The following is a 14508-nucleotide window of genomic DNA, read 5'->3' on the forward strand; positions in this document are numbered from 1 at the left end:
CGCCGCACTACGCGGGTCTATAAACTCTCTCCGTCGTGTTCCAGAAAATGTCCGCCACCGCCGGCGCGCCATGCTTGTCCACTGCATCGCGATGCGCCTTGATCAGTTCGGCATGGTTGGTCCACAATTTCTCGATCGGGAAGTTCGAACCGAACATCAGGTGGTCCGAGCCCAGAATATCGATCGCGTTGTCGACGATGTAGGCAATCAGTACCGGGTCGTTGCGGTGGACGAAGGTGCCAAGGCCGGACAGCTTGGCGTAAAGATTGGGCGCGGCGGAGAGAGCGCGCAGGCCGGCCTTCCAGGCTTCGGTGGTCTCGGGCTCCATGCCGGTCAGCATGCCGGCATGGGTGAGGACGAAATTGGTTTCGGGGTTCTCGCCGACCAGTGTCAGGCCATCCTTCATCTGGGCGGGAAAGAGTTGCAGGTCGAAGGACAGGCCGTAGTCTTTCAGGCGGGCGACATTGGCGCGCACTTTGGGGTCGATGACCTGGTCGGGTGAAGCGGCAAAGCGGAAGGCCGGCGTCTCGTGCCAGTGCAACTGCATGCGCACGCCACGCAACAGAGGATATTTTTTGAGCCGGTCGATCTGATGGCGCACGTCATCCACGGTCATGTCGGCATAGCCGACGATGGCATGCGGCCAGCCAGTCTCGTCCGCCGTCTTCTGCAGGTAGGCGACTTCCTTCTCAAAGTCTTCATTCGCCCAGTTGGTCTGGACATAGACGGCCTTCTCGACGCCCGAGCCCTTCTGGTCTTCGAGGAACTCCCCAATCGGATAATCGCGGCGGATCGGCTCGTAGGGGCCGAAGATGCGCGGCACCATGGGTCCGACCAGCCAGGGCTGATCCCGCTGGCGCCAGATGTGAAAATGCGAGTCGATGGCTTTCTGCATCACGAAATCCCCCTCCAGATTGTCGCCGCCGCTGGGGCCGAGCGGGCGAGCGACAGGATGAAATCGGTCAGGCCGGCCAGCGACGAGCCGTCGACGAGATCGTCGAGCACCGGCAGGATGGCGGTGAGCGCCGCCGTTGCTGGGCGGAAGCGCGGATCGCCGGCCAAGGGTGTGGCCAGCGACAAGCGGAAGGCGCGGGCGCTCAGCCGTCGCATGGCCGTTTCGAGTTCGGCATGGTCGCCGCGCTCCAGCGCGTCGGAGAGGATGACGATTGCGGCTCCGCGTGCGAGGGACGAGAAGCGCGGCACCGAGAGGAAGGCGAGCAGCGTCGGCCCCATGCGGGTGCCGCCGTCCCAGTCGTCGACCTGGGCCGCCGCACGCGCCAGCGCCTGGTCGCGGTCGCGGATGCGCAATGCCGTGGTGATGCGGGTGAGCCGCGTGCCGAAGGTGAAGATCTCGGCTCGGACCGCGCCTTGCACAGTGGCATGCGCCAGCTTGAGGTAATCGGATGTGTGCAGCTTCATCGAGCCGGAGACATCGATGAGCAGCAGCAGCTTGCGCGGCACGGTCTGGCGGCGGCGCAGCCGCGGCGAGGGAACGTCGCCATCGGCGCTGACGATTTCGCGCAGCGAGCGGCGCAGATCGAGCTTGCCGCGTGAGTGCGTCCGCACTGTGCGGAAGGAACGACGGGCGGGCAGGGCCGACGACAGTTTCCGGCGAAAGGCGGTCAGCCCATCGTCGTCGCGCTCGAAGTCGCGTGCGCTCAACTGCTCCAGGGCCGAGGATAGTTCGCCGCCTTCTTCTTGTTGTTCGGCTTCGATCCGCTCTTCGTCGGCGCCACCATCATCCTTGATGCGGGTTTCCTTGTCGGCGTCGCCTTCGACCACGGCGGATGTGCTGCCGTAGAAATGGCTCTGGAAATGCGCTTCGAATTCGCCGCGGCGATCGGGCGTCGGCGCCAGCGTGGCAAGGGCTGCCTCACGGATGTCGGCCATCGAGCGCGGCCCGAGCAGCGTCACAGCCTGCATGAAGCCGGAGACTTGCTCGGGCGCGACGGCAAAGCCGTAGCGGCGCAGCAGGCGGCCGAAGCCGAGGAAGGGTGCAGCGGCGCGGGGCAAGCTCTTCTCTCCCCGTTCACGGGGAGAGGATGCCGGCAGGCAGGTGAGGGGCAGCGCCGACGCCCGATTGTTGAGGTCGCGCGTCACGCCAGCGCCTCCTCGACGATGCGGCCAAGCTCCGGCGCGATGTAGGATAAATCCTCCTCGTCCTTGATCAACACGCCGATGGCGCGGCGGAAGGCTTCCGGCCACGGGCTGCCGCCCTTTTCCAGAATGGTTGCGGCGTTGGCCCATTCGACCGCCTCGGCGATGCCGGGCGGCTTGGCCAAGGGGCGGGCGCGGATGGTCTGCACTGCTGCCGCCACAGCGCGCGCGGTGGTTTCAGCGACATCGCCGACACGCAGCATGATGATATGAGCCTCGCGCTCGGCGTTGGGATAGCCGATCCAGTGATAGACGCAGCGCCGCCGGAGAGCTTCGGCGAGTTCGCGGGTGCGGTTCGAGGTCAGGATGACGATCGGCTGGGCGGTGGCGCGGATGGTGCCGCGCTCGGGAATACTGATCTGGAAATCGGAGAGGAATTCCAGCAGCAGCGCCTCGAATTCATGGTCCGAGCGGTCGATCTCGTCGACCAGAAGCACGCGCTGCGCAGGTGCCCTCAACACCTGCAGCAGCGGCCGGGCGATCAGGAAGCGGTCGTCATAGATGTCGATCTCCTGATCGCCGGCATGGCGGATGGCGAGCAGTTGGCGCTGATAATTCCACTCGTAAAGCGCGTGCGCCGCGTCGATGCCTTCGTAACATTGCAGCCGCACCAGATCACGGCCAAGCATTTCAGCGATCGCCTTGGCCGCTTCCGTCTTGCCGACGCCCGGCGCGCCCTCGAGCAGCAGCGGCTTGCCCAGCCGGATCGCCAGGAAGATGGCGGTTGCCAGGCTGTCATCGGCCAGATAGCGCGAGGCGGCGAGATGCTGCGCCACCGCCTCCGGCGAGGTCGTTGATGTCTCGGCGTTCATCCCGGGCATTTCCTCAGTGCGCCGCTTGCGCCTTGAGCGCGCGCAGAATGCGTTCCGGCGTGATCGGCAGTGTATCGATACGCACGCCCACCGCGTCGAAGACGGCATTGGCAACGGCGGGGATCTGCGGGTTGGCGCACATTTCGCCAGGCCCCTTGGCGCCATAGGGACCGTCGGCCGAGGGCCGCTCCAGCACGATGATTTCGGTTTCGGCGAGATCGCCGGGCCCCGGCATCAGGTACTGGTTGAAGTCGGTGCCGCCATGATCGCGGTTGGGATAGTAGGGCTCGGTCGTTTCGTAGAGCGCGTGGCTGATGCCCATCCACGAACCGCCGACCAGTTGCTGCTCCACCATCTTCGGGTTGAGCGCACGGCCGATTTCGAACACGTTCTTCACCGTCAGCACGGTGACTTCGCCGGTCTCGTCGTCGACCTCGACCTCGGCCACGGTGCAGGCATGCGCGTAGCAGGTCGACGGCTTCATCGCGCCGGTCTCCTTCTCCGGATAGGAGCGTGGAATGAGGAACATGCCCCGACCGGAGATCGAGCGGCCGCGCTTGAAATGCGCGGATAGTGCGACATCGAAGATCGAGATCGACTTCTGCGGCGCGCCCTTGACCAGAATGTTGCCTTGGCCGTCGGTCTCGAGGTCGGAGGCATTCACTTCCAGCTCTTCCGCCGCCACTTCCAGCATCACCTGGCGGGCTTCCTTCGCCGCCTGGATAACAGCATTGCCGGCGCGGTGCGTGCCGCGCGAGGCGAATGTGCCCATGCAGTGCGGGCCGGTGTCGGTGTCGGCGGTATCGACGACGACGCGGTCGGTGGGCACGCCGATCGTCTCGGCGCAGATTTGCGCCATGATCTGCTTCATGCCCTGGCCGAGATCGACCGAGGACAGCGTCACCATGAAATTGCCGGTTGGCGTCGAATGCACCAGCGCCTGGGTCGGGTCGCCGCCGAGATTCATGCCCGTGGGATAGTTTATCGCGGCAACGCCGCGTCCACGCCGGATCGCCATCTCAAGCTCCCTTCACGTAGGACGACATCGCCATGTATTTCTTGGCCACCGGCCAGTTGGCGGCGCGCGAGGCTTCCTGCATGCATTCGATGAGCGCTGCCCCCTCTGTCGGCTGGCGATGCGCTTTCATGTCGCCGTCGCGATAGGCGTTGATGAAGCGGAATTCGAGCGGGTCCATGCCGATCAGCCGGGCCAGCTTATCCATCTGCACTTCCAGCGCGAAGTCGCCGATGGTGACGCCGAAGCCGCGCATGGCGGAAGACGGCGTGCGGTTGGTGTAGACGCAGTAAGTGTCGATCCAGACGTACGGGATGGTGTAGGGGCCGGGATAGTGGCCCGCGCCCTTCTGGGCGCCATAGGGCGAGTGGCGCGAATAGGCGCCCGCATCGGTATAGCCGGTGACTTTGCGTGCGATGATGCGGCCGTCCTTCATGACGCCGTCCTTGATGACGACCTTTTCGGCGGCGCGCGGCGAGGAGATCTGCATCTCCTCCTCGCGGCTGTAGACGAAGGAGACCGGGCGGCCGGTGAGCTTGGCGCCAAGAATGGCGATCGGCTCGACGATGACGTCGACCTTGCCGCCAAAGCCGCCGCCGACCGTGCCGCCGACGAAATGCAGCTTGCTGCCCGGCATTTGCAGTATGATCGAGGTGTTGTCGAGCGTGAAGAACATCGCCTGCGTGTTGGTGTAGCAGGTGAAGCGGTCATTACCCTCGGGCATCACCACGCAGCCGGTGGTCTCGGTCGGCGCGTGCTCGATGGGCGAGGACTGGTAGCTCTGCTCCAGCAAGTGATCGGCCTCGGCAAAGACCGCCTCGACATCGCCGAAGCGCACCTTGCGGCACTCGCCGCTGTCATACAGGTAGTAGTTCTGGCCGTGATATTCGTTGACCAGCGGCGCGCCGGGCTTCAGCGCCTCCTCCATGTCGAAGACCGCCGGCAGCACTTCGTAGTCGACCTTGACCTTGGCGGCCGCCTCCTGGGCGGCGCGCTCGGTCTCGGCCAGCACCGCCACCACGGCCTCGCCCTTCCAGCGCACCTTGCCGTCGGCCAGCACGGTCTCGTCTTCCGGCCCGACCTGGATCAGGATCAGGATGGTGTAGACATTGTGCGGCACGTCCTTGGCGGTGAGGATTTTCACCACGCCCGGATGCTTTTCGGCCTCGGACGTGTCGATCGAGCGGATGCGGGCATGGTGATGCGGGCTGCGCACCATCTTCAGATGCAGCATGCCGGGAAAGTTGCGGTCGGCGAAATAGGCGGTCTTGCCGGTGACGTGGCCAGGCGAGTCCGAACGCGGCCTGGGCTGGCCGATCTCATGCAGATCGTCCTTGCGGACATCGGCGAAGTAGCTCTTGCGCAGTTCCATTTTAATCCCTCAGGCCGCGTTCTGCGAGTTGGCGCGGGCTGCAAGCAGCACCGCCTGGATGATCGGCTCGTAACCGGTGCAGCGGCAGATATTGCCCGACAGCGCCTCGATCACCTCGTCGCGGCTGGGATTGGGCGTGTGGTCGAGCAGCACCTTGGCGGCGATGATCATGCCCGGCGTGCAGAAGCCGCATTGCGTGGCGAAGGTGTCGAGGAAAGCGCGCTGCAGTGGATGCAGCACGCCGCCTTCGGCAATGCCCGATGTCGTGGTGATGGCCGCGCCATTGCAGGTCTCGGCCAAGGTCAGGCAGGATAGCCGGAGCTCGCCATTGATGATGACCGAGCAGGCGCCGCAGGTGCCTTGATGGCAGCCGCCTTTCGGCGAGGTGTCACCGATCTTATCGCGCAAGGCATTCAGCAGCGTCGTACCGCTGTCAACGAACTCGGCCTTTTCAGAACCGTTGAGCGTGAATTGGACGGGAACCTTTGCCATTCTTCCTCCTTGCGCGCCTGCCCGACGGATCGGACAGACGCGCGCCCCCCGATGGATGTTTCAGCTAAGCAGCAGCCGGCCGAGATGGACCGGCAGGACTTCCGCGCGATACCAGGCGCTGGCGATCGGGTCGGTGATGGGCGACGTGCCTTGACCCGCGGCGGCCAGCGCTGCCGCGATACCGTGCCGGTCAAGCGTCCTGCCCAGCAGCACCTTTTCCGCAGCCTTGGCGCGCATCGAGCGGTCGGCCATGCAGCCGAGCGCGATCCGCGCCGAGGACACGGTGCCGTCACCGGCCCGTTCGAGCACGGCGGCGATGCTGAGCACGGAGACGCCCTTGGGTTTGACCCGCGACACTTTCAGGAAGCGGAAGCCCTCGGCCTTTTGCAGCGTGAAGCTGACCGAAGTGACGATGGCGCGGCTGTCATTCCTGTTGGCGAGAAAGATCTCGATCGGCAACTCGCCATCATCGGTGCTCACCGTGGCGTCCAGCGCCAGCAACGCGACGGCGAAGTCCCCATAGGGCGCGGGCGCGAACAGATTGCCGCCGACGGTCGCCATGTTGCGGATCGCCGGGCCGCCGACGGCGCGCGCGGCCTTGGCGAGTGCGCCGAGGCCCGGATGGCCAGCGATCGCCGCCATGGTCACCGAAGCGCCGATGCGGGCCTTGCCGCCGGCGACCTCGATGGCCGACAGGGCCGGGTCGGTCGAGCGGACGAGGCCGGAGACCGAGACATCGCCTTCATTGGCGGCGCGCACCACCAGCGTGCCGCCGCCGAGATAGCGCGTGCCGGTCGATCTCAGCGCCGTGTTGGCGTCCTTCACTGTTGCAAAAGTCCGAAGTGCCAGCGCCATGGCCCGCTCCTTCAGCCCTGTCCGGCGAAATAGTCTTTCAGGGCGTTGAAGCCGCCCTGGAAGACATTGGTGCCCATGCCCGCGGCCAGCTTGTCGGCTTCCTCGGGCGCGGCGTCGAAGCTCGCGGTCCATTCGGCATATGTGCGGTCGCCATCGCTGACGCGGCGGAGCCGCAGCGTTGCCTTGTGGTTTGTCAGAGGCTGCGGCGTCTCAAGGATGGAGTAGCTGACAAGGAAATTGTCGTCGGAGAAATCGAGCAGCTTTTCACGGATGCGCGCCCCGCTGGCGAGCTGGAAATTGCGCACGCAACCGATGGTTGATGCGTCCTTGCCGTCCTCGATATGGCTTTCCACCATGCGCGGATGCCAGCCCGGCAGGCCGTTGAAGTCGCGTATGCGCGCCCAGACTTTTTCGACCGGCGCATCGATGACGCTGGAGATGGTGATATCAGCCATATGATGTTCCCTTGCGAATGATCGTTGCGGCAAGGGTAGGGCGGTGATCCGGGCGACGCTTATCAATGCGTCTTGGGCGCGTATCAAGGAGTCTGAAAAAGCAGCCCGGCAGGCCCGCTCAGGCGATCGCCCGCGCGGCCTCGCGATAGAGCGTCGGCGGCACGCCGACATGGTCGCGGAAGAAGCGCGAGAAATTGCCCTGCGTGGTGAAGCCGAGATTGCAGGCGACCGAGATCAGCGGCTCCCGAGACCACTGCAACTGCCGCACCGCTTCCTCCATGCGCAGCGTGTTCCAGTAGACATTGGGCGTGAGATTGGTCTGTTCCTTGAATAGCGCGAAGAAATGCGGCCGCGACAGGCCGACGCTGCGCGCCACGTCGTCGAACGAGATGCGCTCGCAGACATTGGCCCTCATCAGTTGGATCGCCTTGCGGACGCGGAAATCCTGCATGGTGTTTATGCGGATCCGCACTTCCTGAGGCGCCGAAGCGTCGGCGGCATCGAGCGCGCTGTCGACGAAACGCTCGATCTCGTAATTCGCGACATCGTCGACGCTTTCATTGTCGGTCAGATGGTCGAGCAGGCTGGCGGCCGCCTGGTGCAGCCACGGCTCCAGCGTGATTGCGGCCTGTGAAAACAGCGGCGCGGAGGAGGGCAGGTCGCGGCGGCGCCTCGCCCAGTCCGGATCGATGTAGAAGGCGAGGAACAGTCCGGACTTGCCGTCCCGCGACAGCACGTGGCTGTGTGGCTGGAGCGAGTTGATGCCGGCGGCGGTGCAGGGTCCAAGCCGAACCGTCTCGCGACCAATGGTCATTTCGCCGGCCGTGCCTTCGAGCCAGATGATCAGATGTGCCTCGACATGGGCATGGGTGACGAAGTCGCTTGCGACATTCAGGACAGAAACATGTCCGAACCGGCCCCAGTAGAGCCTGATCGCTTCCGTCATGGGTATATCCTCCCGCAGGCGACTGGCCTCCCTTCGCCTGCAAAGGGGATTGTGTGGCCCAGTCTGGGGTCGCGTCAAGGCGCGGGCCTAGACGGGTGCGTCTTGCGGGGCCGAGAAAGTGGATTTTCAGACTGAGCGATAGGCACTGAAACGAATAACGGTTGCCGCGGCAGTGCGACTTCCCGTGCTCCCCTTGTGGGAGAAGGGGAGGCCACCGCTCACACCGAAGCTGTCATGCCGCCATCGACATAGAGAGTATGGCCGTTGACGAAGGACGATGCGTCGGAGGCGAGGAACACGGCGGCGCCGATCAGTTCGTCGACATTGCCCCAGCGGCCGGCTGGCGTGCGCTTTTCCAGCCAGCTGGAAAACTCGGGATTGTCGACCAGCGCCTGGTTCATCTCGGTGCGGAAATAGCCGGGCGCGATCGCGTTGATCTGCAGACCGTGCCTGGCCCAGTCGGCGCACATGCCCCGGGTCAGGTTACGGATCGCCCCCTTGGTCGCGGTGTAGGGCGCGATGTTCGGCCGGGCCAGTTCGCTCTGCACCGAGCCGATGTTGATGATCTTGCCCTTGCCGCGCGCGATCATGTGGCGGGCGACCGCCTTGCCGGCGTGGAAGGCGCCGGAGACATTGGTCTTGAACAGGCGCTCCCACTGCTCTTCGGGAAAATCCTCGAGCGGGGCGCGGAATTGTATGCCGGCATTGTTGACGAGGATGTCGATGGCGCCGATCTCTGCCTCGATGCGGGCAACGTCGGCGTTAACCGCGTGAAAATCGGTCACATCGAAGACCGAGGCATGCGCGTTGAAGCCGGCATCGCGCAGCCTCGCCACGGCGCCGTCAACCTTGGCTGGATCGCGGCCGTTGAGCACCACGCTCGCGCCGTGTTCAGCGAGGCCGCGCGCCATCGCAAGGCCAATGCCCTGGCCGGAGCCGGTCACCAGCGCCAGCCGCCCATCGAGGCTGAACAGGGAGTTCGTCATCACATCATACCGCATTGGCCGCCGGCGTCTCGCCGGTCGGCATCAGTCGTTGCGCCTGAAGTTGCGGATACGATCGAACAGCACCGCGAGCAAGATGGCGCCGCCGATGAACACGCCTTGCCAGAAGGCGTTGATGCCGAGCAGGCCGAGGCTGTTGCGGATCACCTCGATGAGCGCCGCGCCGACGATGGCGCCAAAGGCGGTGCCGACGCCGCCGGCCAGGTTGGCGCCGCCGATGACTGTGGCGGCGATCACCTGCAGTTCCATGCCGGTGCCGATGTTGGTGGTGACCGCGCCCAGCCAGCCGGTTTCGATGATGCCGGCAATGCCCGCCGACAGCGCCGAGATCATGTAGACGGCGACCTTGATCTGGCGCACCGGGACACCGGTCAGCGTCGCCGCGTGCTCATTACCGCCAATGGCGAAGATATGCCGGCCGAACTTGGTCCAGCGCAGGATGAAGCCGGTAATCAGCGCCAGCACGATGGTGTAGAGCACCGGATTGGCGATGCCGAACACCCAGGCGCCGCCGCCCAGCGCCAGAAGCTTGGCGTGATCCGGCCCGAACTGGAAGACGACCGTGTTGTTGGAGGCGACCATGGCCAGACTGCGCGCAATCGACAGCATGCCGAGCGTCACCACGAATGGCGGAAAGCCGAGATAGGCGATCAAGATGCCGTTGAAGGCTCCGATGGCGAGCGCGGTGGCGATCGAGGCGAGGATGCCGACCTCGATCGAGTAGCCGGCATGCATGGTTACCGCCAGCACCATTGAGGACAGGCACAGAACCGAGCCGACCGACAGGTCGATGCCGCCGGTGATGATGACGAAGGTCATGCCGAGCGCGATGATCGCGACGAAGGTGACGTTGCGGGTGATGTTGTAGAGGTTTTTCGAGGTGGCGAAGGCGTCGGTGGCGAACGACAGGAACAGGCAGGCCAGGATGACGGCGATCACCACCCAGAAGGTCTGGCTGGCAAAAAGCCTTGTCAGCAGCGACTGCTGCTTGTGTTCGATCGGCTGGTCAATTGTCAGTGCCATCGTCGACCCTTACCTGCTGCAAACGTTGGAAACACCGGTCATCATACCTGTTCGATCGCGCCGGTGATCAGCCCGGTGACTTCCTCGGGCGAACTCGAGGCGATCGTCTTGTCGGCCACCTTGCGGCCGCGCCGCATGACAATGACGCGGTCGGCAACGGTGAAGACATCGGGCATGCGGTGGCTGATCAACACGACGGCGATGCCCTGGTCGCGCAGATGGCGGATCAGGTTCAGCACCTCGGCAACCTGCCGCACCGAGATCGCGGCGGTCGGCTCGTCCATCAGCACGATCTTGGCCTGCGACAGCATGGTGCGGGCGATCGCCACCGCCTGGCGCTGGCCACCGGACATCTGCTTGACGAGGTCGCGCGGGCGGGTCTCGGATTTGAGTTCCGCGAAGATCTGGCCCGCGCGCTTGTACATCGAGGCGTAGTCGAGGATGCGAAAAGGCCCGACGCCGCGCCGCAGTTCGCGGCCGAGATAGACATTGGCCGCGGCGGTCAGGTTGTTGCAGAGCGCCAAGTCCTGATGGACGATCTCGATGCCGTGCTGGCGCGCCTCCACCGGCTTGTGCAGGATCAGCTCCTTGTCGTCCATCCGCATGGTGCCGTGGCTCGGGCGGAAATTGCCGGCGATCATCTTGACCAGCGTCGACTTGCCGGCGCCATTGTCACCCATCAGGCCGACCACCTGTCCGGCCTCGATCGACAGCGACACGTCGTTGACCGCCTGGATGGCGCCGAAATGTTTCGAGATGTTGGTGAGTTCGAGAACCGCCACCAGCCTTTGCCTCCCCGTCATGTTCGGTGCCGCCGCTGTTCCCGTCGTCATTGCGGGTTAAGCCTTGGCCTTCGCTCTCCCCAGCTCCTCCCGGAAACAGCGATGACTTCATTTACGCAAATGCCCGCGCGGGCGTCAATTGTCAGACGAATAAGATATGGCAATTGTCGGATGAATTGGGTTTGACGGTTTTGAAAAATCCGTTTTGTAGGACAAATGGCATTGACGTCGGCGGCGCGCCGTTATTAGCTAAGACCGGAGGAGTAACATGCAGATCCCCATGCCGGTCCGCCGGGCGGGGATCACGCCATGCCGGCTTTGGTTGGGCCGACATGACCGCATCTGAAAATGCTTATCGATCTGGCTTGGCGACACGAGCGCTCGCGTAACGATCCTCTGTCGTCTTGTATCCGGGTCGGTCTGTGTGGCGGGCACGCCGTGTCCGTCTTGTTTCCAGGGAGGACTGACATGAGGAAATCACTTCTGCTCGCCGCCGCCGCCATGATGGCACTGGGCGCTGGGCCGGCTTTGGCCAAGAAACAGCTCGTCATCGTGGTGAAAGGGCTCGACAATCCGTTCTTCGAAGCCATCCACCAGGGCTGCGAGAAATGGAACAAGGAAAACGCCAGCTCGGAATATGAGTGCTTCTACACCGGACCTGCTTCGACTTCCGACGAGGCCGGCGAAGCGCAGATACTCCAGGATATACTGAGCAAGCCGGACACGGCTGCGGTGGCGATCTCGCCATCCAACGCGCCGCTGATCGCGCAGACGATCAAGACCGCCAATCCGACGATCCCGATCATGACCGTCGATGCCGACCTGACCAAGGCGGATGCCGCGCTGCGCAAGACCTATCTCGGCACCGACAATTATCTGATGGGCGTCAAGATCGGCGGTTATATCGCCAAGGCCAAGCCGAAGGGCGGCACGATCTGCACCATCGAGGGCAATCCCGCGGCCGACAATATCCTGCAACGCGCGCAAGGCCTGCGCGATGCGCTGTCGGGCCAGAAGGGCCTGGCGAAACTGGCCGGCGAAGGCGGCTGGACGGAAGTCGCCGGCTGCCCGGTGTTCACAAATGACGACGGCGCCAAGGGCGTGCAGGCGATGACCGATATCCTGGCCGCCAATCCCAAGCTCGATGCGTTCGGCATCATGGGCGGCTGGCCGCTGTTCGGCGCGCCGCAGCCCTATCGGGACCTGATCGGGCCGCTGAAGGACAAGCTTGCCAGCAACGACTTCGTCATCGGCGCCGCCGACACGATCGGCGACGAGGTGGCGATCGCCAAGGATGGCCTCGTGACCGCGCTGGTCGGCCAGCGGCCTTTTGAAATGGGCTACAAGGCGCCGTCGGTGATGATCGACCTCATCAAGGGCACCAAGGTCGCCGATCCGGTCTTCACCGGTCTCGACGAATGCACCAAGGATACGGTCGACACCTGCATCCAGCGGTAAGCCACGGTTCCGGGGCGTCCGGTCAGCGGACGCCCCGTCCACCGGTTCACAACAAAAGCGGCATTGTTCGGGGCAACAGGCTCCCGCTTTGGCGTGCCCTTTGTTCAGGGCAGACGGCCGATGCATTGGAACGTGGATGCCGGACGATAAATCAAGCAAGCGAACTGCCGGGGTTATGGCGCAAGCCAGCCAGCCGGCCGCCCTTCGCCGGGCCGACTTGACAAGGTTCGCCGGTTCGAGCGTGCATTCGTCGCTCGCCAGCGAGATTGGCCTTAGGATCGTGCGCGGCGATTATCCGCCGGGAACCATTCTGCCCAACGAGACCAAATGGGCCGAAACCTTCAATGTCAGTCGCTCGGCGGTGCGCGAAGCCATCAAGATGCTGATGGCCAAGAGCCTGCTGGCGTCACGCCCCAAGATCGGCAGCTGGGTCGAGCCCAGGGAGCGTTGGAACCTGCTCGATCGCGACGTGCTGGCCTGGTACGCGACCGCGCCGGACCGCGAGGCTTTCCTGAGGACCGTGCAGGAGTTCCGCCACATCATCGAGCCGGAGGCATCGGCCTTTGCCGCGATGCGGCGCAGCGATGAGCAGATGGCCGAGATCAGCCAGGCCTGCCGCGAGATGGGCGAGGCGATGAGCCTGCAGGAGCGCACGCGCGCTGATACGCGCTTCCACCTGGCCATCCTGCGGGCGGCCGGCAACGATCTGCTGGTGCCGCTTGGCGTGCTGATCGAATCCGCGCTTGACCATCTGTTTGCGTTCACGACCGTTCAGGTCAACGACCATGATCACGCGCAGAAGCTGCACGAAGCGATCGAGAAGAACATCCGCCTGCGGCGTCCGGCAGCGGCGCGCAACGCCGTGCACAAGCTGCTGGAGAATACCGATCAGGGGATCGGGCGCTGGCGGCGTTGATTTATGGCATAGGTTGGCGCTGCCCCTCATTGCCCTGCCGGGCATTTCTCCCCGTAAACGGGGAGAAAGAGGCGGTGGCAACATCTGCGCCCTTCTTGCAACGATGGTGTTTGGCGAAACCATCGGCGAGAGCGTCTTCTCCCCGTCACCATACGGGGAGAAATGCCCGGCAGGGCAATGAGGGGCGGCGCCAGCCTTCGCCGGGAGCTTGTGCCAAAATTCTCAAATCGTCTGCTTCTTCCCATCCTTCATAGGCATCAAATCCACGCCATTGACCTTGCCGATATGCGTTGCCAGCATCGGCACGAACTGTTCGTCAGGGCCGGCGGCGAAGGCGCCCGCGAAGGAGTTCTTCGTGGCATTGCCGAGCGGGTTGGCGATGCCTGCGGCACCGGCCATCGATTCCAGGTAGGTGAGGTCCTTGAAGGCGTTGGCGATGGAGAATTTGTGGGCGTCGCGGTCGCCCTCCAGCGTCCAGCGCATGAAGGTCTGGTAGAAGGGGCAGTCCATGCGGCCGTTGCGGATGACGCTGTCGAAGCGCGGCGGCGAGATGCCGACTTTTTGCGCCAGAGCCAGCGCCTCGGAATAAACGGCGGCGTAGCCCAGCGAGATGAAATTGTTGAGCAGCTTCATGCGATGGCCGTCGCCGGTGTCGCCGATATGGACGATGCGGCCGGCCCAGGTTTCGATCACCGGCTTTATCCTGGCAAAGACGGCGTCGGGCGCGCCGACCATGGCGTCGAGCGTGCCTTCCCAGGCTTCCTTGGGCGTGCGGCTCAGCGGTGCATCGACATAGTCGACGCCGAGCGCCTTGAGTTCGGTTGCCAGCGCCACTGTCGAGACTGGATCGGAGGTCGAGCAATCGACAACTACCGAGCCCTTCTTCAGGCCTTCCTTGAGGCCGCCGGGACCACGGATGATGGCTTCCACCTCGCGCGAGCCGGTAACGCAGATGAAGACGATATCGGATGCTTGCGCCACCTCACGCGCGGTCGCCGCTTCCTTGGCACCACGGCCCAGCATGTCTTCCGCCGGCTTGCGGTTCTTGCGGCCGAGAAAGGTCAGGCTGTAGCCCTTGTCGACGATATTCTTCGCGATACCGTGCCCCATCAGGCCAAGGCCAATGAAGCCGATCTTTTCGTTCGCGGCGCTCGTGCTCATGTCTTCAAGTCCTGTTGCGGTGATTGATATTCAGCGCTGCCATTTTGCAGGCGAGAGTGG

Annotated in this window: 15 protein-coding genes; 2 read left to right on the forward strand and 13 right to left on the reverse strand. The window is 64.2% G+C overall.

The window, feature by feature from the left end:
* Positions 1-7: 7 nt before the first annotated feature.
* The 12 genes from LGH82_RS31810 to LGH82_RS31865 form a co-directional block, all read right to left on the reverse strand.
* A complete protein-coding gene (locus tag LGH82_RS31810) occupies positions 8-895 on the reverse strand; it encodes an amidohydrolase family protein (protein ID WP_227346484.1) in 888 nt (295 codons plus the stop codon).
* Positions 895-1971, reverse strand: coding sequence for a vWA domain-containing protein (locus LGH82_RS31815; protein ID WP_227349739.1), 1077 nt, complete (start codon positions 1969-1971; stop codon positions 895-897). Before LGH82_RS31815 ends, LGH82_RS31810 begins: the two co-directional genes overlap by 1 nt.
* Before the next feature lie 125 nt (positions 1972-2096).
* A complete protein-coding gene (locus tag LGH82_RS31820) occupies positions 2097-2978 on the reverse strand; it encodes an AAA family ATPase (protein ID WP_227346486.1) in 882 nt (293 codons plus the stop codon).
* A gap of 4 nt (positions 2979-2982) precedes the next feature.
* A complete protein-coding gene (locus LGH82_RS33425) occupies positions 2983-3987 on the reverse strand; it encodes a xanthine dehydrogenase family protein molybdopterin-binding subunit (protein WP_264484349.1) in 1005 nt (334 codons plus the stop codon).
* A 1-nt stretch (position 3988) separates the two neighbouring features.
* The gene (locus tag LGH82_RS33430) at positions 3989-5356 is read right to left on the reverse strand and encodes a xanthine dehydrogenase family protein molybdopterin-binding subunit (protein WP_264484350.1); all 1368 of its coding nucleotides are present in this window, start codon (positions 5354-5356) and stop codon (positions 3989-3991) included.
* A 9-nt stretch (positions 5357-5365) separates the two neighbouring features.
* Positions 5366-5848 (reverse strand): (2Fe-2S)-binding protein, encoded by a 483-nt coding sequence (locus tag LGH82_RS31835; protein WP_227346487.1) that lies wholly within the window; start codon positions 5846-5848, stop codon positions 5366-5368.
* Between the two features lie 60 nt (positions 5849-5908).
* Positions 5909-6703 carry an FAD binding domain-containing protein gene (locus LGH82_RS31840; RefSeq protein WP_227346488.1) on the reverse strand — a complete coding sequence of 265 codons (795 nt, stop codon included), beginning with the start codon at positions 6701-6703 and terminating at the stop codon, positions 5909-5911.
* Positions 6704-6714: 11 nt separating this feature from the next.
* Entirely contained in the window at positions 6715-7158 is a 444-nt protein-coding gene (locus LGH82_RS31845; RefSeq protein WP_227346489.1) for an SRPBCC family protein, read from the reverse strand.
* Between the two features lie 118 nt (positions 7159-7276).
* Entirely contained in the window at positions 7277-8104 is an 828-nt protein-coding gene (locus LGH82_RS31850) for a helix-turn-helix domain-containing protein (protein WP_227346490.1), read from the reverse strand.
* A gap of 218 nt (positions 8105-8322) precedes the next feature.
* Positions 8323-9090: an SDR family oxidoreductase gene (locus tag LGH82_RS31855; protein ID WP_227346491.1), complete on the reverse strand. Its 768-nt coding sequence runs from the start codon at positions 9088-9090 to the stop codon at positions 8323-8325.
* A gap of 42 nt (positions 9091-9132) precedes the next feature.
* On the reverse strand, positions 9133-10131 hold the full coding sequence (locus LGH82_RS31860) for an ABC transporter permease (RefSeq protein ID WP_227346492.1): 999 nt from the start codon (positions 10129-10131) through the stop codon (positions 9133-9135).
* A 41-nt stretch (positions 10132-10172) separates the two neighbouring features.
* On the reverse strand, positions 10173-10913 hold the full coding sequence (locus LGH82_RS31865) for an ATP-binding cassette domain-containing protein (protein ID WP_227349740.1): 741 nt from the start codon (positions 10911-10913) through the stop codon (positions 10173-10175).
* Between the two features lie 468 nt (positions 10914-11381).
* Here LGH82_RS31865 and LGH82_RS31870 point away from each other — a divergent pair, with 468 nt between their 5' ends.
* Both LGH82_RS31870 and LGH82_RS31875 read left to right on the forward strand, forming a co-directional pair.
* Positions 11382-12371 carry a sugar-binding protein gene (locus tag LGH82_RS31870; RefSeq protein ID WP_227346493.1) on the forward strand — a complete coding sequence of 330 codons (990 nt, stop codon included), beginning with the start codon at positions 11382-11384 and terminating at the stop codon, positions 12369-12371.
* A gap of 136 nt (positions 12372-12507) precedes the next feature.
* Positions 12508-13287 carry a FadR/GntR family transcriptional regulator gene (locus tag LGH82_RS31875; RefSeq protein ID WP_227346494.1) on the forward strand — a complete coding sequence of 260 codons (780 nt, stop codon included), beginning with the start codon at positions 12508-12510 and terminating at the stop codon, positions 13285-13287.
* Positions 13288-13509: 222 nt separating this feature from the next.
* Here the strand turns inward: LGH82_RS31875 and LGH82_RS31880 are convergent, their stop codons facing one another.
* Positions 13510-14448, reverse strand: coding sequence for an NAD(P)-dependent oxidoreductase (locus tag LGH82_RS31880; RefSeq protein ID WP_227346495.1), 939 nt, complete (start codon positions 14446-14448; stop codon positions 13510-13512).
* Positions 14449-14508: the final 60 nt, after the last annotated feature.

This window comes from Mesorhizobium sp. PAMC28654 (assembly GCF_020616515.1).
In the GTDB taxonomy this organism is placed as follows: domain Bacteria; phylum Pseudomonadota; class Alphaproteobacteria; order Rhizobiales; family Rhizobiaceae; genus Mesorhizobium.

Coding starts and splice junctions, on each gene's coding strand:
- LGH82_RS31810 (WP_227346484.1), bottom strand. CDS start 895: ATGCAGAAAGCCATCGACTCGCATTTTCACATCTGGCGCCAGCGGGAT.
- LGH82_RS31820 (WP_227346486.1), bottom strand. CDS start 2,978: ATGCCCGGGATGAACGCCGAGACATCAACGACCTCGCCGGAGGCGGTG.
- LGH82_RS33425 (WP_264484349.1), bottom strand. CDS start 3,987: ATGGCGATCCGGCGTGGACGCGGCGTTGCCGCGATAAACTATCCCACG.
- LGH82_RS33430 (WP_264484350.1), bottom strand. CDS start 5,356: ATGGAACTGCGCAAGAGCTACTTCGCCGATGTCCGCAAGGACGATCTG.
- LGH82_RS31835 (WP_227346487.1), bottom strand. CDS start 5,848: ATGGCAAAGGTTCCCGTCCAATTCACGCTCAACGGTTCTGAAAAGGCC.
- LGH82_RS31840 (WP_227346488.1), bottom strand. CDS start 6,703: ATGGCGCTGGCACTTCGGACTTTTGCAACAGTGAAGGACGCCAACACG.
- LGH82_RS31845 (WP_227346489.1), bottom strand. CDS start 7,158: ATGGCTGATATCACCATCTCCAGCGTCATCGATGCGCCGGTCGAAAAA.
- LGH82_RS31850 (WP_227346490.1), bottom strand. CDS start 8,104: ATGACGGAAGCGATCAGGCTCTACTGGGGCCGGTTCGGACATGTTTCT.
- LGH82_RS31855 (WP_227346491.1), bottom strand. CDS start 9,090: ATGACGAACTCCCTGTTCAGCCTCGATGGGCGGCTGGCGCTGGTGACC.
- LGH82_RS31860 (WP_227346492.1), bottom strand. CDS start 10,131: ATGGCACTGACAATTGACCAGCCGATCGAACACAAGCAGCAGTCGCTG.
- LGH82_RS31870 (WP_227346493.1), top strand. CDS start 11,382: ATGAGGAAATCACTTCTGCTCGCCGCCGCCGCCATGATGGCACTGGGC.
- LGH82_RS31875 (WP_227346494.1), top strand. CDS start 12,508: ATGCCGGACGATAAATCAAGCAAGCGAACTGCCGGGGTTATGGCGCAA.
- LGH82_RS31880 (WP_227346495.1), bottom strand. CDS start 14,448: ATGAGCACGAGCGCCGCGAACGAAAAGATCGGCTTCATTGGCCTTGGC.